Source organism: Flavobacterium sp. WC2509, assembly GCF_052683105.1.
The window spans coordinates 2,954,982-2,975,854 of sequence record NZ_JBQZFG010000001.1 but is presented as its reverse complement, the minus strand read 5'-3'; the positions used below and the strand labels follow the sequence as shown (position 1 = coordinate 2,975,854).

Below are 20,873 nucleotides of genomic sequence, written 5' to 3'. Positions count from 1 at the left end.
TCAATAGATTGAACTTTGATTTTTTTTATTGGTTATTAAATTCTGATTTATCTAAACTCAAAAATAAATCCACAAAAAAACCGTCTTGTATTTTATAGTAAGACGGTTTATTTTTTTTTAAAATTCTAAGACTCTTGATGAACCACTTTTTTCTTAATTAATTTCAAGAAAACAGGCAATGTCGATACTAAAATAATTCCTATCACTATTTTCTCAATGTGTTCTTTTAAGTCAATTCCCCATTGATCTATACAAAAGCCATATAAATAATGACCCGAAAATATTAATATAAAAGACCATAAAATAGAACTCAATATATTAAAGTACATAAATTTTTTCTTGTCCATGCTCCCAATACCAGCAACTATTGGAGCAAAAGTTCTAACGATGGGTAAAAATCTAGCATAAATAATTGCTTTACCACCATGTTTTTCAAAAAACTCTTTAGACTGAATAAGGTATTTTTTCTTAAACAAAAAAGTATCTTCTCTATTGTATAAATAATATCCGCTTTTGGCTCCAAACCAATACCCAACCATATTTCCAAAAACACCAGCTAAAGCTACTAATGAAGAAAGTATAACAAGATTTACAATATCACTTTCTATAAAAAGTATATTCTGAATTAAATCACGACTATAAATTCCAGCAAGAAAAAGTAAACTATCACCAGGAAGAAAAAAACCAGCAAAAAGACCAGTTTCAGCAAAAACAATAAATAATACGATATACAAACCCAGTTGAATGCCACCAATTGTAAAAGTTATATAAAATTCAGGATTTACTAATTGGGTCCAATCAAAGTTATTCATAAAGACTTGTTTTTATTTAGGTCGTGAAAGTAAGAATAATTTAGGTGAACCACAATATTATACACTATTTTAAAGTTTTATTAACGATTAAAAAACAAAAAAAACACCAAAATTCACATATCATTTTGGTGTTTTTATTTTTATTCAAAAAACTTTGTATTTACTCTCAAAAAATTACAATCTCTCATATTGACAACACGAATGAAGTTTATCATAATCTTCCTTTGTAGATTTTAAACTATCTGTGTCATGCCCCACTTTGGCAATTGCTTTTTTTACATCAGTTATAGAACATTTCTCCTCGTTAATAACTACACTCAATTGATGAGTCTCAATATTCCATGAAGCCGATTTCACACCTGGAACCGAATAAGCAGCTTTTTGAATTCTCTTCTGGCATTGCTCACAATTCCCATTTACTTCGGTAGTATATTTTGCGTTTTTATTTTTATTTTCTTGTGCTGAAACTGACAGTCCAAAGAAAGTGAACAGTATTACTACTACAATATTTTTCATCTTTTTTTAATTTTAATATTTTTACTTTTTATTGATTTTTGAAATTGACATTAATAATTATTTTATTTTAAACCTCAAACCCGCATAATACATCTGCCCAAATACTGGTGCGTATAACATGGTTGCATCAAAATAGGTGCCAAAAGGATTTTGCGCATCCACAATGGCAGTTTTCTGAGTATAATTTCCAATATTCTCACCTCCTACATACGCTTCAAAAGTACTAGAAAACACTCTTGTAATTTGAGCATTCATCAAAGAATAAGCAGGAGACTGTTCTGGAAGTTGATAAGCAACAGGATTAGAAGCAGTGTACGGTAATTGTTGTTCACCTATCCAATTGTATGTAAAGTCAAATTTCCATTGTTGCCCTTTATCCAGAAGTTGAGTTTCATACCCCAAATTCGCAAAGAAACGATGTGCCGCCTGCAAAGGTCTTTGGTATTTTCCCGACAAATAATCAGTTTTGATATCATAATATTTGTAAGCAGAACGCAATTCTAAATGCTTAGCCAATTCGTAGTTAAACTCCAATTGGAAACTATTGGCATATGAAGCACCATCCAAATTATGAAAAACCACCGATTGTGGACTTTCCATAACATCTACCACAATTTGGTTTTGAAAATTGGTTCTGTAAAAATCGGCTGTCACATCTCCCTTTCTATTAAACAATTTGAATCCCTGCATAAAACTAAGACCATAATTCCATGCAATTTCTGGATCTAATCCATACAATTTGCCTCCAGCATTTACAACATCAAACATTCTGGAACTTGCAAACAAGTTTTGATTTTCTGCGAAAATATTAGCGGGACGTTTCCCTCTACCCACCGAAGCTCGCAATACTCCTTTCTCCCAAGGATTATATTTCAAATGTAGCCTTGGTGTAGCAAAAACTCCCAAACGATTTCCATAATCAACTCTACCTCCAAGGATCAGACTAAAATCATCCTGATTATCAAAAGTATATTCAAAGAAAGCACCCACAGTATTATCTATTCTACTATAATCCGTCGTATTAACAAACTCCGAATAATCATCATAGGTAAAATTCAACCCCGTTGCAAACTTGTTTCTATCATTATCAATTATCGAATTAAAAATCAAATTCGAATAAAAACTATTCTGTTTGATGGTATAGCCATTCAGCCCAAAATAAGAATCTTGATTATAGCTGGAAAATGCATTTTGAAAACCGATACTTTGAAATGGCTTATCCTTAAAAACATATCCAATTTTTGTAGAAACGTCAACTTTTTTGGTATCAATTTCCGAACCCCAAAAATTGGTTGTTCCTTTATCAGTATCAGGATTAAACTGCAACTGCCCCATTTGCTTTTTATCATCCATAAATTGGAAATTAATAAAACTCACCCAACCCGTTTCGGCATTATAATATTGGTAGCGATTGAGTAAATTAATTTGCTTTTGCAAAGGATTATCTAAGAAACCATCGTGATTCCTATCCATTTTAGAATCTCGAATATTGCCATGTAACAATAAACTAGTAGCCCATTTATCAGACAATTTAGTATTAAAATTACCATTTAACTCAAAACGAGAATCGGTAGAACCATAAGCATTCAATAAAACCGGACCATCAGTTAATGGTTTTACTAATTCGGTGTTAATTTGACCCGAAATACTTTCGAATCCATTTACAACACTTCCTGCACCTTTACTGATTTGAATACTTTCTATCCAAGGCCCAGGCGTAAAAGAAAGTCCAAAAGCCTGTGAAGCACCACGAACCGAAGGAACATTTTCTTGGGTTATCATCAAATAAGGACTTGTAAGACCTAACATTTTGATTTGTTTTGTCCCTGTCAAAGCATCCGAAAAATTGACGTCTATTGAAGGGTTCGTTTCAAAACTTTCGGCAAGGTTACAACAGGCTGCTTTTAGCAATTCCTTTTTAGTAACCAACGTAGAATTTGCAGTAAGGGTATATGATTTTTGCAATGCCTTTCTTTTGGATTGTACTTTTATTTCTTGTAAGGTGTCTTGAGAATAAGAACCAAAAGTAACCAACAAGAGCAACAAAAGTAATATTGTTTTTGTTTTCATGATGTATGTTATAATGATTAAAATATAGGTCAAACCATATAAAAAAGGTTCAACTTTAATTAAACATTACACTCGATCATAAAGGAGATATTGGCTGTACAGCTTATAAAGTGGAGGCGCATTAGCATCACAATAATACAAAAGTGACACATTATTTTTAAAACCAGTAACCGCATTAAAAACGACAGATTGATATTCAGTAACTAAAAAAACCGAATCAAACTGAAAAGAAATAGTTTTAAAAATCTTATCAATTGCCTTTTTCTGAACGATAATCTTTTTGTCTTTACAACAACTGTCTTTTTTACTTGTTATTTTTTGGCAACACCCCTTTTCATCTTGTAAACTTGACAATGATGTATTAGAGTTCAACGAAATTGAAGAAACTGTATCACCACAATAATGCACATAAAGTGCGAATCCTACATTGGAAACCAAAAATAGAATCGCCAAAAAGACACTTATATGCTTCTTAAATTTCATGTTACAAAATTAGCAATATTAATATATTAAAAGACCAAACTCTTGTTAAATATTACAAAGCCAAAACCTACCATTAGAACAATCAATTCTATTAGGGCATGACCCAAAAGGGTCGGGCTGTCCATTGTATCTTTTCTTTTCCTAAAGAAGGAAAAGAAAAGGATGCCATTTCCATCCCTCATGCAAATCAGGTTTCAAAACAGCTTTTGAGTAATTCAATCAATTTAAGTTTTTGAAACCACTTCTAAAAGAAAACAGAAGTTACTTTTTCAGCTTTTGAAAATAAAATGCAGGAATAAAAACAATAACAAACAAAGGCTGAATTAGAAAACGTCTTATATAAAAGAGCACAAAATTTTCGTGACTTTTAAAAAAATAAAGTACCGAAAAGAAAGCAATTATCAAGATCACGAAAAGCATTGCATATAAAACAGAAGCAAATAAAATCATCTCTTTATCTTTAAAAAGCAAATAAAGAATTCCTAACGAAATCACTGTATTCAAGAAGAAACGAAACAACAATCCTAAAAACAATGATCCAGCATTAAACTCTGGCAATGGCATCTCCAAATAATCGTGTTCAAAGTAAGCCAAAAAAGGATCATAAAATAATTGACTTTCAAATGCTCTTATAAACATTAAAAACCCAACCAATAGCATCAGAAAAAAAACAGCAGTTTTATTTTGGAATACTTTATTTAGCATATTTCGAGAATTTATTAACCCAAATTACCCATAGCATAAAAACGCTTCCATAAATGATCGCAGGAAACAAAACACCGTGTAATAAATGCATTTTTTCTGGAAAATGATGAAGTAAAACAATCAGAATAGCAATCCGAAGTACATTTAGAATATAAATTAACAGACTCCCGCCAAAAATAAAAAGTAAAGTATTTTTTAGACTTCCAGAAAAAGCAATAATAAAAGAAATAAATAAAATAATAACACTTATTCCGTTGCAACCTTCAACAATCTGAACAATACCTTTATTTTGAAAATACACCCTAACAAAAGGTTCGTTAGCTACATAAATCATTTGGACTGATTCTGTAAAAAACGAAATCACACTTTGAGTATTTTGCCCAACCACTTTTGTGATTGTATCTAATTTATCACTCTCGAAACCATTCAAAAAATACTGATAAAGCAACGTAAGCAAAATATAACAGCCAAAAAAACTAGCCAAAAAGACCAAAAAAGGTTTGTACTGTTGGAAATATTTTTTCAAAATTAAATTTTAAGCAAATTTATGCATTTAAAGAATCCGCTTTAAATACTTTTGTAAAAAAAATAACAGAATATGACTTTTCAAGAATTACAACCAAAAGTAACCGAGATAACAGCAAACACAACACTTAACAGAGACGAAAAACTTTTAGCAATTTGCCAACTTTTAAGCGATTCCATTTCTTACTATAATTGGGTAGGTTTTTATTTTGCCAATCACGAAACCAAAACACTACACCTTGGCCCATACGTAGGAGCCGAAACCGACCATACCGTTATTCCATTCGGTAAAGGAATATGCGGACAAGTAGCAGTTTCTAATTCGAATTTTGTAGTTCCTGATGTAAGCGCACAAGACAATTATATCGCTTGTAGTTTTACTGTAAAATCCGAAATCGTAGTTCCTCTTTTTGTAAACGGTGAAAACATTGGTCAAATCGATATAGACAGCCATGTAATTGATCCTTTTAATGAAGAAGATGAGCGCTTTTTAGAATTTGTGAATGAAGAGATTGCAAAGCTGTATTAAAAATATTACGTTTGCTTTCTAACCCAAAACCATTTTATGAAATCTATTTTACTTACTTTATTTTTCTTGCCTCTATTTATTTTTTCACAAAACAACAATGAAAAAAAGATTTATTTAGACTCCTTATGGAATGAATCAACTGAAGCAAATTATAAATATTACCAAATTATAGAACCTTATGATTTAGAAAAAAAACTATATAAAATCAAAAATTATTACAAATCCAGTGTCTTACAAATGGAAGGATATTCCAAATCAGGGAACTATCCAAATAATAAAGAAAAAGAATGTGTATTTTATTATGAAAACGGAAATAAAAAAAGCGTCGAAAATTATCATAATAATAGATTACTAGGAAAAGACGAGCAATGGTATAAAAATGGCACCAAAAAATCAGAAGGTGAATATTTTGAAGACGAAAAACACAATACCCAACATAAACTAAATCAATTTTGGGACGTGAACGGTATCCAGAAAGTCGTTGATAACAATGGTTATTTTGAAGACAAAGAAGAAAATGAATCTTCAAAGGGAGCAATAAAAAATGGTTTTAAAGACGGTGATTGGGAAGGCCAATTCTTAAACTTCAAATCTAGCTACAAAGAAACCTACAAAGACGGAAAATTAATTTCGGGTGAAAGTTGGGATAGTAATAAAAAATCTTACCTGTACACTGAAGTTGAAATTAGACCTGAACCAAAAGGAGGAATAATGGAGTTTTATCAATACATTGGGAAAAACTTTAGAACACCTAAAAACATGCCCAAAGGCACTAGTGGAAAAATCAATGTTAAATTTGTAGTTGAAAAAGACGGAACAATAACACAACCTATAATCATTAAAGATCTTGGTTATGGCACAGGCATGGAGGCTGTACGAGTTTTAACAAATTATAATGACTTTAATCCAGCCGAACAAAGAGGACAAAAAACAACATATATTTTTCAACAATCAATTAAAATTTCAGGTCAATAGCTAAAATAATTCCCATGAAACAAAAACTAATTCATACTTTATTTCTACTAATTACGATAGTTAATTATTCGCAATCAGAAAATGATAAAAAAATATCTTTGGATTCTAGTTGGCTCATTAGAATAAATTTAAATATTTATTCAATGAATGCAAACAATGAAACCCCTAATGAGAATCAAGCAAGCTATAGAATAATTCGAAATTATGAATTAAACAAATCTCCATATATTATTAATGATTATTACAAATCTGGAGTTTTACAATGCGAGGGAAAATCAATTGTTAAAGATATCTTGTGTAGACAAGGAGAATTTATTTTTTATTACGAAAACGGGAAGAAAAGAACAGTCGCTAATTTTAATTATGGTGTTCAGGAAGGCAAAGACTTAGAATATTATGAAAATGGAAACAAGAAAGAAGAAAGAACGTATATTCCCAATTCTAAAGATGGTAATTCTAAATACAAAATTGATCAATTTTGGGACATTAACGGAACGCAAAGAGTAATTGATGGCAATGGCGATTATGAAGAAAGTACCAAAAATTATTTTGGTTCAGGAAAATTAAAAAATGGATTAAAAGATAACGTTTGGCAAGGTTGGGATAGAAACCCAAACAATAAATTTACCGAAACATACGAAAATGGCAAGCTAATTTCAGGAACAATTATCGATGAAAACAATATCAAAACAGCTTATACTGTTCTAGAAAAAAGAGCGCAACCTAAAAATGGTTATCAACATTTTCATAAGTATTTAGAAGAGAATATTAGTGTTCCTAACAAATTTGATTATCTCGTAAATGAAACCTTTATACGATATGTTATAGATAAAGATGGAAAAATTACCGACCCAAAAATCATAAAATCAATGAATCCTAAATTAGATGAAAAAGCAATAAAAATTCTTTTAAGCTATGAAAATTGGATTCCCGCAGAGCAAAGAGGACAAAAAATAAAAACCACATCTAGTTTACCTTATTCTTATTTCATACTACATTCAAAGTAATGCGAAATAATTCACAATTGTCCATCGCTAATGCTCATTTATCCACTTTCCCTGATGATCGTCTGCAATGGGTATCTATATAAATTTGAAGATAAGCCGCAGCGTTGCTAATCTAACTAATTAAAACAGGGATAACTTTAAATAAGCATATTACTTCTTTTTTTATTACGATTCTTTGAAAAAGAAAATATTTGAAAAAGAAAATGTCTGGCATCCATACTTTGAAAAGCAGCGAAACATTTTGATAATGTGAATACAATAAGCAGCATTGCAAACGCTTTATTTAATTCACAGCAATAAGCAGTGCCTGTGACAAACGAGCACCAGACAAATTAAGTCCAATTACATTTTTTCCTTTAAAAAATAAAATAATATTTTTACAGAAAATATCTCAGCCTACAATATTAATTAAACCAATAATGAAATCAATTTTATTTTCTATTTTATTTCTTTTTGTTCCAAAATTAGCTATTTCACAAATTTCAGAAAACAGCAAAATTGTTCTTTCTAACAATGACAAGCTAATTTATCTTGACTCAATTCACCTTGAGACCAAACCAAAGGATTATAAATTTTTAAGAGTAATCAAAGATTACAAACTAGATAAACAAATTTACACTGTCCTTGATTATTATAAATCAGGTGCATTACAGATGCAAAAAACCTCAAAAAGCAAAGAAGGCTACACCACCGACGGAGACATAACTTATTATTACGAAAACGGCAATAAAAAATCTATTGCCAATTTCGTTAACAATATTCAGTCGGGCGACGATTTTGAATGGTATGAAAACGGAACTAAAAAACAATATCGTACATACATTGCAAAAAACGTTTATGACAAACCTACACACAAAATCAATCAATATTGGGACAGTAACGGAGTGCAAAAAGTAATTGATGGTAATGGCGATTATGAAGAAGTAAATGAAAAATATTTCGCCTCAGGAAAAGTCAAAAATGGATTTAAAGACGGTCTTTGGGAAGGCTACGACAAAAACATTGGATATACTTTTAGTGAAACCTACGAAAATCAAAAATTAGTCTCTGGCGTAAGCATTGACAAAGAAAGAGTGACCCACACCTATACCGTTATAGAAAAACATCCAGAACCGAGAAACGGGATGGCAGATTTTTACAAACATATTGGAAAAACATTTGAAACACCAAAAGTACAAGGCCTCGCAGGAAGAATATACGTGAAATTTTTTGTAGATAAAGATGGCGGGATTACTGAACCAAAAGTCATAAGAGACATAGGATATGGAACGGGCGATGAAGCAATTAAATGCATATCAAGTTATGGCAGCTGGACACCTGGAGAGCTAAGAGGAATAAAAGCAAGAGTCATGTATACCATACCAATTACCGTTATAGCAAGGTGATAAAATAATTCACAATTCATAATTCATAATTCACAATTTTTATTTACTTTTGCACCCGTCTTACAATAGCTGTTCGACATACATAACAATCATTAAATAATATTCGAATGTATTTAACTAAAGAGATTAAAGAAGAAATCTTCGCTAAACACGGAGGAAAAGCAGAAAACACAGGATCTGCAGAAGGTCAAATCGCGTTATTCACTTACAGAATCAGTCACCTTACTGAGCACTTGAAAAAAAATCGTCACGATTTTAACACCGAGCGTTCATTAGTACTATTAGTAGGTAAAAGAAGAGCTTTGTTGGATTACTTGAAGAAAACAGAGATCAACAGATATCGTGAGATTATCAAAGTATTGGGTATTAGAAAATAATCAATATAAAAAAAAGAGGTGCGAAAGTGCCTCTTTTTTTATTTACTCTTTAGATTTAAAAAAAATATTTTAAATTTAGAGTTTGTTATCAATTTTTAAAGAATTGACATTAAATTAAAAAAAGTTTGGTTTTTCATTGGGTTTTAGGCATTAACTACGCAACAACTACAACTAACAACACAACTAAAACCCATTGTATAATCAATTAGAAAAAAATTTATGATTCCACAATTATTTGTAGAAAGTATCGATTTAGGTGATGGCAGAAGCATCACAATCGAGACAGGACGTTTAGCAAAACAAGCAGACGGTTCTGTAGTAGTAAGAATTGGAAAAACTGTTATTTTAGGTACAGTAGTTTCCGCAAGAAAAGCAAGTCCAGGTATCGACTTTTTACCGTTAACGGTAGATTACCGTGAAAAATTTGCTGCAGCAGGACGTTTTCCTGGTGGTTTCTTCAAAAGAGAAGCTCGTCCAAGTGACAACGAAGTGTTAACAATGCGTTTAGTTGACCGCGTTTTACGTCCACTTTTCCCATCAGATTACCACGCAGAAGTACAAGTTATGATTCAGTTAATGTCTCATGACGATGAAGTTATGCCAGATGCATTAGCAGGTTTAGCAGCTTCGGCAGCTCTTGCATTGTCTGACATACCTTTTGAAACTTTAATTTCTGAAGCTAGAGTAGGAAGAATCGATGGTAAATTCATCATCAATCCATCTCGTGCTCAATTAGAATTATCAGATATTGATATGATGATTGGAGCTTCAACTGATTCTATCGCAATGGTAGAAGGAGAAATGAAAGAAATCTCAGAAGCAGAAATGGTAGAAGCCATTAAATTTGCTCACGAACATATTAAAGTACAAATTGCAGCTCAAGAAAGATTAGCAAATGCATTTGGAAAAAAAGAAATTCGTACGTACGAAAAAGAAAAATCGGATGATGCTATTTACGCTAAAGTAAAAGCAGCAGCTTATGATAAAATCTACGCTATTGCAAGCAAAGGTTCGGCAAAACACGAACGTTCAGCTGCATTTGACGCTGTAAAAGAAGAAGTAAAAGCATTATTTACTGAAGAAGAATTGGCAGAAAACGGAGACTTAGTTTCTAAATATTTCTACAAAACCAATAAAGAAGCAGTTCGTAATGTAACTTTAGATTTAGGAACTCGTCTTGATGGAAGAAAAACTACTGAAATTCGTCCAATCTGGTCTGAAGTAGATTATTTACCATCTGTTCACGGTTCTGCATTGTTTACACGCGGAGAAACTCAAGCATTGGCTACAGCAACTTTAGGAACTTCTAGAGAAGCAAACCAAATTGATTCACCATCAGAACAAGGTGAAGAAAAATTCTACTTACACTATAACTTCCCTCCTTTCTCAACTGGTGAAGCACGCCCTTTAAGAGGAACTTCAAGAAGAGAAGTTGGTCACGGAAACTTAGCTCAAAGAGCATTAAAAAACATGATTCCTGCTGATTGTCCTTATACAATTCGTGTAGTTTCAGAAGTATTAGAATCAAATGGTTCTTCTTCAATGGCTACTGTTTGTGCTGGAACATTATCTTTGATGGATGCTGGTATTCAAATGATTCGTCCTGTTTCTGGAATTGCGATGGGATTAATTACTGACGGAGATCGTTTTGCGGTTTTATCTGATATTTTAGGTGATGAAGATCACTTAGGAGATATGGATTTCAAGGTAACTGGAACTTCTGAAGGAATTACAGCTTGTCAAATGGACATTAAAATTGACGGATTGAAATATGAAATCATGGAGCAAGCTTTGGCTCAAGCTCGTGACGGACGTTTACATATCTTAGGAAAAATATTGGAAACGCTTGACAAACCTAATGCAGATGTTAAAGCTCATTCTCCTAAAATTATCACTAGAACAATTCCTGGAAACTTCATTGGTGCATTAATTGGACCTGGTGGAAAAGTAATTCAAGAATTACAAAAAGCTACTGGAACAACTATCGTTATCAACGAAGTGGATGAGCAAGGGGTTATTGAAATCCTTGGAACTGATCCTGCTGGAATTGAAGCAGTATTGGCTAAAATTAAGTCAATCACTTTCAAACCGCAAATGGGAGAAGCTTACGAAGTGAAAGTAATAAAAATGTTAGATTTTGGTGCTGTAGTTGAATATACTTCTGCTCCAGGAAACGAGGTTTTATTACACGTATCTGAATTAGCTTGGGAACGTACAGAAAATGTTACTGACGTAGTTAATATGGGTGATGTATTTGAAGTGAAATACTTAGGTGTTGACCCAAAAACTAAAAAAGAAAAAGTGTCAAGAAAAGCACTTTTGCAAAGACCTCCACGTGAGGAGAAAAAAGAGTAATCAGATCTTAGTTTACTAAAGGTTTAATTCATAGCAAACCCCGTTTCATGTACTTGGAACGGGGTTTTTCTATTAATTGTCTCGTCCTGAAAAAAGTTGACTATAATTACCTTAATTATGTCAACAGAAAGAAAAGAATTCAAAAAGCCGTTAGCTCCACAAACTTTCGGAGAGCTATTCAAAAAGCAAGTAGTAAAAGAATTTGAACAGGGATTATTTACAAAAGCGGAACTTCGCAGGCGCTATAATATTCGTGGTAACAGCTGTATACCCCGTTGGTTAAAAAAATATGGTAAATTTACCTATCAAGATAAACTAACCATTGGTCGTCCTATGAAAGATCCTCAATCTCAGCGCATCAAAGAACTTGAAGCACAATTAGCCAAGAAAGAACAAGAATTGTTGGTTTTTAAAAAGTTTATAGAAATAGCCGAACGAGAGCTAAAAGTTGAGATTGTAAAAAAGTCTGGTTCCAAGCAGTCCAAGAAATAAATCATATTTACAGGATTAGTCCTCAGGGAATATGTCGATTGTTTGGGTATAGCAAACAAGCTTATTATAAACGAAAAACACATCTGTTAAAATCAGGTTTAGACAAAGAGTGCCTAAACTCTTTAGTGATGTCAGTGCGTCAAAAACTGCCCAAAACGGGAGGTAAAAAACTATATTTTATGTTGAAAGATGATTTTAAGAAACATCAAATAAAGATAGGCAGAGATAAATTATTTGATTTTTTACGAGATGAATATTTATTAGTTCCGAAAGTTCGAAGATATTACAAGACAACCAATTCAAGACATTGGATGCGTAAATATCCAAACTTAATTAAAGAGATAGAAATCAAAAGGCCTGAGCAAATTTGGGTAGCTGATATTACTTACCTTAGAACTAAAGATAAAACACATTATTTACATCTGATAACAGATGCCTATTCGAAGAAAATTGTGGGCTATAAATTATCGGATAATTTAATGGCAGCTTCTACATTAGAAGCTTTAAAAATGGCTGTTATTAATAGAAAATACAGTAACAATCTTATACATCATTCAGACAGAGGCTTGCAGTATTGTAGCAAAGAATATACCGAATGTTTATCCAGAAACAACATTCGGATAAGCATGACGCAAAGTTATGATCCCTATGAAAATGCAATTGCAGAAAGGGTAAATGGAATTTTAAAAGAAGAGTTTGGATTATTTGAAATTTTTGAGAATGTTGAAAACTTAAAAAAGCAAGTCGAAGAATCTATTCTGTTTTACAATCAAATTAGAGTCCATTTGTCTATAAATATGCTTACTCCTAATCAAGCGCATTCTCAAAATAATATTAAACTAAAACGATGGAAAAAAATAAATCGGAACAGAAGTAATTCTGTCCCGATTTAACTAATTTTATAATATTAATCGAGTCAACCTTTTTCAGGACAACTCAAAAAAATAATTAGGACTGGCGAAAAATTATTAATACAAGGGATTTACTTTTCACAACCATAAACCTTATTTTTCTTACATTATAAAGAATATTAAAAGCGTTTTTAACAGAATAAATCAACATTAGTACAAAAAATAATAAAAACATTACATTTTATTCAAAGAAAAAAAATATCTTTAACGTGAAAAATATTAACAAATAACAAAAAATTAAATTATGGCATTTAAAGTTATCCAAACCACAAAAATCAACACCCAAGAATTTACATTCCTAGAACCAGATAATGTAAACTATCCAGTATCTCCAGCAGCTTCTACAAAATACTATACTCCTATAGGCGGTTCTCTAACTCTAAAAGTTAGAGCTACTTTATACATAAACTCTGAAGAATCTATAGCTCCAACTATAAAATCTGTTAAAGAAAAAGATGGAGTTTTGAAAATCAAATTCAATTCCAATTTAACAAAAAAAACTCCAGAAACATGTGATGTTTGGTATGTAGAACTAGATTACACTTCGGAAACAGTAGCAGATATAACAAAAGTCATTACGTACTTGATAGACAACAGTAGAGAAGACGGAGAAAATGATGACCCACCTGTATCAAGAGGCACTAGAACTGACTCACAAGATTAATTATCAACACAAGGTATCTCTTAATTTTAAAATAGTATTCATTTAAAATTAAGAGATATATTCATAATTTAATTTATGAACAATTTAAAAATCATACTTTTATTTTTAATTTATCCTTCAATTATTCTATGTCAAAATAAAACCTACATAGATAAATTTGAGTTAGAACTTAAAAAAAAAGCTATTGAGTATAAGAGCGAAATTAACTTCAACAAGGCAAAAGCCTTCTATTTAAATAAAAATTGGGACTCAACTTTAGTGTATTCCATGAAACAATTGAGTACTAATCATAAAACCCTTGCTGATTATTGTTTTTTTTTAAGAGGTATTTCATTTCGAAAAAAAGGATTATACAATCAAGCAGAAAAAGAGCTTACTTTGGTTTCTAACAAATTCATATTTTATCCATTAGTGAATTTTAATTTTGGTCTAATAGCGGCAAAAACAAATAAATACCAAAAAGCAATCAATTATTATCTAAAAGCAGATAGTGCTTTAATCAATAAAAACAATACCTCTCAAATAAATAAAATCAACATGAACATTGGTAATTGTTACATTCATTTAAAACAATACCAAAAAGCAGAAAAATATTTATTTAAAAACAACAACTTATTACTATCAAAAGGAGATAGTCTATCCCTTTTTGAATCTTATACCAATATTGCCAACTTATATTATGAACAATATAAAGATAAAGAAGCTCTTATTTATTTCGAGAAAGCTTATACATTGTCAAAAAAAATAAAAGATTTTGAAAAAAAATTCTTAGGTTCAATTAACATGGCAGTTTTTGAAGAAAATAGAGGCAACTACAAACAAGCATTCGTATATAGAAAAGAGTCCGAACAATGGAAAGATTCACTCAATAATCAAAACAAAATCTGGGCCGTTGCAGACTATGAAAAAAAATATGCGATAGCTCAAAAACAAAAACAAATCTCAGTACTCGAAGTAGAAAACAAACTAAAAGAAACACAGCGTAAAACTATGTTTTTTTCAGTATTAGGTATGTTATTGCTTTTGGTAGGTGGTATGTATGCGTATGCCCAAAAAGTAAAAAATGCTAAAATCATACTCTCACAAAAAGTAAAACTGGACGAACTCAATGCGACCAAAGATCAATTATTCTCAATCGTCAGCCATGATTTACGTTCTTCTGTAAATGCCTTAAAAACTAGTAATACCAAATTAACCAATTCCTTAGAAACCAAAAATTACAGCCAGCTAGACCAACTCTTGCAACAAAACAACTCCATTGCAAACGGTGCCTACAGTTTACTGGACAATTTGCTCCATTGGGCATTGCTACAAACCAAGCAATTGTATTTTAGCAAAGATTCAGTTCATCTTTTTTCTATTGTACAACAAATAGAATACAACTATAAATCCTTACTACTCGATAAAGCCATTACTTTTGAGAATGCAGTTTCGAAAAATAGTTTTATCTTCGTAGACCTCGATTCACTAAAAATTGTGCTTCGTAACCTACTTGACAATGCTATAAAATTTTCACATCAAAATGGACAAATTAGCATGTATACGGTGGAAACAAACAATGATTTTTGCCAACTCGTGATTGAGGATACTGGTTTAGGAATGTCTCAAAACACTATAAACGAGTTGCTTCAAGACAATGAATTATTAGCCAAGAAAAGCAATTCAGAAATTATAGGAACAGGACTCGGAATGCAATTGTGCAAACAAATGATTAAGAAAAATGGCGGTACGCTAGCCATAGAAAGCGAACCCAACAAAGGAACCAAGATTATCTTGACGTTCCCAAAAACAGCTGTTTAAAATCTTCTAAAAAATAGTTCCCTTCTTACCTCTCAATGAAACATCATAACTTCACTCTAACTTAGAGGAGCCGTGAGTCTTTGCGAGGAACGAAGCAATCACACTCAGCATATATAATTCTATATTTCACTTTTATTAACTTTTGTTAGTGCTTTTAATTCTTCCCGCAATAGTCAGCACAAAGTAATCATACGCAAATCCATTACACCTTTTAACAAAAAAAATGAATAAAAAAAGAAAAATAATTAGTAAGCATTAAACTATATTTACAGCCAACAAAACCAAACCGGATGAGAAAAAAATACCCCCATTATCATCAATATGATTTTATGGATTGTGGCCCCACCTGTATAAAAATGATCTGTAAATTTTATGCCAAGAACATTGATTTGGCCTATTTACGTGAGATTTCATTCATATCTGGACAAGGCACTTCGATGGCAGGTTTAGTTGATGCCTCTGAAAAAATTGGTTTTGCCACTATGGGACTTAGCGTTACCTATCAAACCCTAGCCGAAGATTTGCCTCTGCCATGCATTGTACATTGGCGACAACGCCATTATGCAGTTGTTTACGAAATCAAAAAGGATAAAGTAATTGTAGCTGATCCGGCAAATTTTGGACTGATAACCTATACCAAAAAAGATTTCCTGAAGGGCTGGCTCGCCGACAAAAAAAAACAGGAGGATTCAGAGGGCATCGTATTGTTGATGGAACCCACTCCCCTTTTCTATGAAGATGAAGAACACGTTACAAAAAAGACCAATTTATTTCCTTTTTTAAAGCAATACATGAGACCTCACAAAAAATACATTGCCCAGATTTTTTTGGGATTGTTTTTTGGCACGGTCATCCAATTGATATTTCCGTTTCTTACCCAGCAGATAGTAGATACCGGAATCAACACCCGCAACCTTAACTTCATCTATCTTATATTAATTGCCCAAGTGGTTTTGTTCGTTTCCCAGTCTGCACTTAGCGTTTTTCGCAATTGGATTTTACTTCACGTGACCAGCCGCATGAACTTAAGAATGCTGTCTGATTTTATAATGAAATTAATGAACCTTCCTATAATCTATTTTGACAGTAGAGCCACAGGAGACATTCTTCAAAGGTTAAAAGACAACTATCGCATTCAAGAGTTTTTGTCGACTACAACGCTAGACATTCTTTTTTCGACACTTACCCTTTTTGTCTTTAGTACCATTTTGGCCTATTTCAATGTGTACTTATTCTTGGTATTCATAGTTGGATCTGCTTTGTATATGATTTGGATTTTATTATTCATGAAAAAGCGTGCCGAATTGGATTTTCGTTATTTTGATCAACAGGCAAACTACCAAAATACAACTATCCAATTGGTGAACGGCATGCAGGAAATCAAGCTCAATGGTTCCGAAAAGCGCCGTCGTTGGGACTGGGAAGCCTTACAGACTACCCTCTTTAAATTAAATATAAAAAACCTTTCATTAAACCAAAGTCAGAATGAAGGTGGGCGTTTTATAGACCAAATAAAAAATATCTTTATCAGCTTCATTGCTGCCAAAGCCGTTATCAATGGTGAAATGACCCTTGGAACAATGCTCTCCGTACAATACATAATAGGACAAATGAATGTTCCTATAAATAATTTTTTAGGTTTTATAAGAAGTTATCAAGATGCCAAATTGAGTTTGCTAAGGCTTTCAGAAATTCATAACAAACCCAATGAAGAACCAGTTGACGGCGGATTCATCAATGAACTTCCCGAAAACAAAAGCATCAAAATAGAAAACCTCAGTTTTAGATACGGCAGCTCGGCTTCAAAAATGGTTTTAAAAAATATCAATATTACCATTCCCGATGGAAAAATTACGGCTATCGTGGGCGCAAGCGGGAGCGGAAAAACAACCTTACTGAAACTATTGTTAAAGTTCAATGAACCTACAAGCGGTCAGATCTATGTAGGCCCAACGAATCTAAAAAATTTAGGCTTCAATTCCTGGAGATCCAATTGTGGCGCCGTAATGCAGGACGGATTTATTTTTGCCGACACAATTTCCAGAAACATTAGCGAATCTGACATTAACGGGTTGATTGACCAAAAAAAGCTGCGTATTGCAACACATACTGCTAACATAACCGAATTTATAGAAGAATTACCTAATGGCTACAACACAAAAATAGGTTCTAGCGGAATAGGCATAAGCGGCGGTCAAAAACAACGCATTTTAATTGCCCGAGCGGTTTATAAAAACCCAGAATACATCTTTTTTGACGAAGCAACTTCGGCATTAGATTCCAACAATGAAACGGTAATTATGAAAAATTTAGACGAATTTTTCAAAGGAGATTCGGCTAGAAGCAAAACCGTTATAGTAGTAGCACACCGCCTGAGTACCGTAAAAAATGCCGATCAAATTCTAGTTCTCAACAAAGGAGAAGTAGTTGAGCAAGGCACACACAGTGAACTAGTGGCGAAAAAAGGATATTATTTTACATTGGTAAAAAACCAATTAGAACTTGGCGATTAATTTAAAAAAACAACGTTATGTCAAACACACCCGAAATAGATTCCAGCAGTGAAGCTATAAGAGATTATCTTGAGCAAATTCCAAACCGATTGATTCGCTGGGGAAGTATAGTGCTTTGTAGTGTTTTGTCAATATTATTTGCCGTCACTTGGTTTATAGAGTATCCCTCCATTGTTCGAACCGACTTTAAACTGATCTCGACCCAAACACCAAAACCCGTAATCGCAAAAGTAAACGGGCGATTGGAACAACTATTTGTAACAGACAGCCAACGCGTCACATTGGGACAAATCTTAGGCTATGTGGAAAGCACATCTAAACATGAAGAAGTTTTGAGTCTTGACAAAGAACTTAATCAATTGGTGAGTTTAGTCAATCATAAAGATTTGGCACACTTAAAACAATGGCGTTTGAAAAATTATCAAAATTTGGGAGATGTGCAAGCCGCTTATCAAGATTTCCAACAAGTATATGTGCAGACATTGGCCTTATTTAGTGATGGATACTATCAACAAAAACAAAATTTTCTAAAAGCCGATATTAGCGAATTAACAAGCCTGAGCCAAAATTTAAAAAATCAAAAACAAATTCTAAATCAGAATGCAATGCTACAGGAGAAGGAGTACCAGATGAATCAAACATTGTACAAACAAAATATAATAGCGGTCTCCGACCTAAACAAGGAAGAAAGCAAACTTTTGGACAAAAAAATACCGCTAAAAAATACAGAGACTGCCTTAATAAACAATACTATGCTCATACGGACCAAAGAAAAAGAACTTTTGGATCTGGACAAACTCGCCGTAGAACAAAAAGAAATGTTCAAGCAATCCCTAAACACTTTGAGAAGCGTGATTGCCTTATGGAAAAATCAGTATCTGTTAATAGCCCCAAACAAAGGCGTTATCAATTTTACGGGAGCTTTGCAGGCCAAACAAAACCTCAGAGCAAACAGTATTGTAATGTATGTTGCCGGCAATAAAAACGACTATTTGGGCGAGATAAAAATTCCACAGGATAACTTTGGGAAAGTAAAAATAGGACAGCAGGTACTCATTAAATTTAAAGGATACCCTTTTGAAGAATTTGGAGCCTCCGAAGGCAAAATAAAATCGATAGCGCAAATTCCAAGTCCAGAAAACAAAAGCTTTTATGCCATTGTTGTCTTACCCAACGGGCAAAAAACGACTAACAGCACCCAAATCATTTTTAGAAACGGCATGACTGCCTCTGCCGAAATCATTACCGAAAACAAAACTCTGGCAGAACGTTTATTTTACAGTTTCAAAGAATCGATAAGCAGGTAATCATACAGACAATTTATAAAAGAATATCGTACAGAACCGTAAACACTCGTAATTGCAATTTTTTTGACTTTTTTATATGCGAGTCTTGATTTTTTGGCTATATTTAACTTTCCAAAAAAATTAATACCACAAACAAAAAAATAGCTTTCGAGCACGCCCAAGCGAAAGCGGACGGACGAAGTAAATTCAGAATGATTTTAAATTGTATTGAAACAATTCGAATCATTTTGGAATTCTTTACTGTACCCTTAAACTTTCTTGGCGTCATCCTATAATTTCTTTATGCTCAAGCATATTGAAATAAATCCTGCTATTTTTATTCAAGCAAACAGCATTACCGTTATAACCCAAAAGTCATAAATCCCAAGTGACTCAAAAGAAATTGGAAATTACTATAATCTAAAACTAAAAATTATGAAAAACAAAACATCAAAAACCGAGAACACAGCAAAAACTGCAAAACTACAGAACCTAAAAACTCTTTCTAGAAAACAATTAGAGGCTATTTTTGGAGGAGACGGAGACGGTGATAAAACTACTGGTAGAGGTACTGAAACAGATCCTGACCATGACTCGTAATTATTAACAGAAAATATCTCTTAGTTTTAAAATCATATTCATTTAAAATTAAGAGATATTATCCCGATAGCGCGTATTTGCAATCCGTGCCCACAAAGTCATAAACCTCAAGTGACTCAAAAGAAATTGGGATATTTCTAAAAATTAAAATCTATTACCATGAAAAACAAAGCAACACAAACCTCAAACACAGCAAAAACTGCAAAACTACAGAACCTAAAAACTCTTTCTAGAAAACAATTAGAGGCTATTTTTGGAGGAGACGGAGACGGTGATAATACTACTGGTAGAGGTACTCATACAGATCCTGACAATGACGGGTAATTATTAACAGAAAATATCTCTTAGTTTTAAAATCATATTCATTTAAAATTAAGAGATATTATCCCGATAGCGCGTATTTGCAATCCGTGCCCACAAAGTCATAAACCTCAAGTGACTCAAAAGAAATTGGGATATTTCTAAAAATTAAAATCTATTACCATGAAAAACAAAGCAACACAAACCTCAAACACAGCAAAAACTGCAAAACTACAGAACCTAAAAACTCTTTCTAGAAAACAATTAGAGGCTATTTTTGGAGGAGACGATGATACTACTAGAGGTACTAAAACAGATCCTAACCAATAATTATTATAGGAAAATATCTCTTAGTTTTAAAATCATATTCATTTAAAATTAAGAGATTTATTACTTAATAAAATCTTCATCAAAAATCCTTCAAATTTTAAAGAAGGACTTCATTTTGTAAAATCGCAATCTTAATATTAAAAAAGATTGGGATTTTGCTTTGTATATCCATTAGTATGATAACGAAGATTATAGCTTATTATTAGAGTGGCAGTATTATTTTAAGAGCTGCAATACA

The 20,873-nt window shown here is 32.5% G+C and carries 20 protein-coding genes; 14 read left to right on the top strand and 6 right to left on the bottom strand.

Features of this window, described 5'->3' with window-relative positions; genetic code table 11:
* Nucleotides 1-125: 125 nt before the first annotated feature.
* The 6 genes from ACUN3A_RS12445 to xrtF all read right to left on the bottom strand — a co-directional run bounded on the left by ACUN3A_RS12445 (nucleotide 126) and on the right by xrtF (nucleotide 5,112).
* Complete coding sequence (locus tag ACUN3A_RS12445; protein ID WP_445551606.1) at nucleotides 126-812, bottom strand: DedA family protein; 687 nt, start codon at nucleotides 810-812, stop codon at nucleotides 126-128.
* A 174-nt stretch (nucleotides 813-986) separates the two neighbouring features.
* Nucleotides 987-1,328 carry a heavy-metal-associated domain-containing protein gene (locus tag ACUN3A_RS12440; RefSeq protein ID WP_445551605.1) on the bottom strand — a complete coding sequence of 114 codons (342 nt, stop codon included), beginning with the start codon at nucleotides 1,326-1,328 and terminating at the stop codon, nucleotides 987-989.
* Nucleotides 1,329-1,385: 57 nt separating this feature from the next.
* Nucleotides 1,386-3,398, bottom strand: coding sequence for a TonB-dependent receptor plug domain-containing protein (locus ACUN3A_RS12435; RefSeq protein ID WP_445551604.1), 2,013 nt, complete (start codon nucleotides 3,396-3,398; stop codon nucleotides 1,386-1,388).
* Nucleotides 3,399-3,464: 66 nt separating this feature from the next.
* A complete protein-coding gene (locus ACUN3A_RS12430) occupies nucleotides 3,465-3,881 on the bottom strand; it encodes an HYC_CC_PP family protein (protein ID WP_445551603.1) in 417 nt (138 codons plus the stop codon).
* A gap of 261 nt (nucleotides 3,882-4,142) precedes the next feature.
* Nucleotides 4,143-4,586 (bottom strand): exosortase F system-associated membrane protein, encoded by a 444-nt coding sequence (locus tag ACUN3A_RS12425; protein WP_445551602.1) that lies wholly within the window; start codon nucleotides 4,584-4,586, stop codon nucleotides 4,143-4,145.
* On the bottom strand, nucleotides 4,576-5,112 hold the full coding sequence (xrtF, locus tag ACUN3A_RS12420) for an exosortase family protein XrtF (RefSeq protein ID WP_445551601.1): 537 nt from the start codon (nucleotides 5,110-5,112) through the stop codon (nucleotides 4,576-4,578). The genes ACUN3A_RS12425 and xrtF overlap by 11 nt, the downstream gene beginning before the upstream one ends.
* Before the next feature lie 72 nt (nucleotides 5,113-5,184).
* Here xrtF and ACUN3A_RS12415 point away from each other — a divergent pair, with 72 nt between their 5' ends.
* The 14 genes from ACUN3A_RS12415 (at nucleotide 5,185) to ACUN3A_RS12350 (ending at nucleotide 20,635) form a co-directional block, all read left to right on the top strand.
* The gene (locus ACUN3A_RS12415; RefSeq protein WP_445551600.1) at nucleotides 5,185-5,640 is read left to right on the top strand and encodes a GAF domain-containing protein; all 456 of its coding nucleotides are present in this window, start codon (nucleotides 5,185-5,187) and stop codon (nucleotides 5,638-5,640) included.
* Between the two features lie 36 nt (nucleotides 5,641-5,676).
* Nucleotides 5,677-6,615 carry an energy transducer TonB gene (locus tag ACUN3A_RS12410; RefSeq protein ID WP_445551599.1) on the top strand — a complete coding sequence of 313 codons (939 nt, stop codon included), beginning with the start codon at nucleotides 5,677-5,679 and terminating at the stop codon, nucleotides 6,613-6,615.
* A 14-nt stretch (nucleotides 6,616-6,629) separates the two neighbouring features.
* Nucleotides 6,630-7,622: an energy transducer TonB gene (locus tag ACUN3A_RS12405; RefSeq protein WP_445551598.1), complete on the top strand. Its 993-nt coding sequence runs from the start codon at nucleotides 6,630-6,632 to the stop codon at nucleotides 7,620-7,622.
* A 419-nt stretch (nucleotides 7,623-8,041) separates the two neighbouring features.
* Entirely contained in the window at nucleotides 8,042-9,007 is a 966-nt protein-coding gene (locus ACUN3A_RS12400) for an energy transducer TonB (RefSeq protein ID WP_445551597.1), read from the top strand.
* A gap of 107 nt (nucleotides 9,008-9,114) precedes the next feature.
* On the top strand, nucleotides 9,115-9,384 hold the full coding sequence (gene rpsO, locus ACUN3A_RS12395; protein ID WP_077374687.1) for a 30S ribosomal protein S15: 270 nt from the start codon (nucleotides 9,115-9,117) through the stop codon (nucleotides 9,382-9,384).
* Nucleotides 9,385-9,603: 219 nt separating this feature from the next.
* A complete protein-coding gene (locus ACUN3A_RS12390; RefSeq protein WP_445551596.1) occupies nucleotides 9,604-11,739 on the top strand; it encodes a polyribonucleotide nucleotidyltransferase in 2,136 nt (711 codons plus the stop codon).
* 117 nt (nucleotides 11,740-11,856) lie between these two features.
* Nucleotides 11,857-13,124 (top strand): IS3 family transposase gene (locus ACUN3A_RS12385; protein WP_445550800.1). Its coding sequence is split into 2 segments (ribosomal slippage): nucleotides 11,857-12,196 and nucleotides 12,196-13,124, totalling 1,269 coding nucleotides; the frame shifts between segments, so codons are not numbered across the junction.
* Between the two features lie 262 nt (nucleotides 13,125-13,386).
* Complete coding sequence (locus ACUN3A_RS12380; RefSeq protein ID WP_445551595.1) at nucleotides 13,387-13,806, top strand: hypothetical protein; 420 nt, start codon at nucleotides 13,387-13,389, stop codon at nucleotides 13,804-13,806.
* 75 nt (nucleotides 13,807-13,881) lie between these two features.
* On the top strand, nucleotides 13,882-15,606 hold the full coding sequence (locus ACUN3A_RS12375) for a tetratricopeptide repeat-containing sensor histidine kinase (RefSeq protein ID WP_445551594.1): 1,725 nt from the start codon (nucleotides 13,882-13,884) through the stop codon (nucleotides 15,604-15,606).
* Between the two features lie 290 nt (nucleotides 15,607-15,896).
* Complete coding sequence (locus ACUN3A_RS12370) at nucleotides 15,897-18,119, top strand: peptidase domain-containing ABC transporter (RefSeq protein WP_445551593.1); 2,223 nt, start codon at nucleotides 15,897-15,899, stop codon at nucleotides 18,117-18,119.
* A gap of 17 nt (nucleotides 18,120-18,136) precedes the next feature.
* Entirely contained in the window at nucleotides 18,137-19,426 is a 1,290-nt protein-coding gene (locus ACUN3A_RS12365; protein WP_445551592.1) for an HlyD family secretion protein, read from the top strand.
* Between the two features lie 414 nt (nucleotides 19,427-19,840).
* Nucleotides 19,841-20,005 (top strand): hypothetical protein, encoded by a 165-nt coding sequence (locus tag ACUN3A_RS12360; RefSeq protein WP_445551591.1) that lies wholly within the window; start codon nucleotides 19,841-19,843, stop codon nucleotides 20,003-20,005.
* Nucleotides 20,006-20,164: 159 nt separating this feature from the next.
* Nucleotides 20,165-20,329, top strand: a complete 165-nt coding sequence (locus ACUN3A_RS12355) for a hypothetical protein (protein WP_445551590.1) — start codon at nucleotides 20,165-20,167, stop codon at nucleotides 20,327-20,329.
* Nucleotides 20,330-20,488: 159 nt separating this feature from the next.
* Nucleotides 20,489-20,635, top strand: coding sequence for a hypothetical protein (locus ACUN3A_RS12350; protein WP_445551589.1), 147 nt, complete (start codon nucleotides 20,489-20,491; stop codon nucleotides 20,633-20,635).
* Nucleotides 20,636-20,873: the final 238 nt, after the last annotated feature.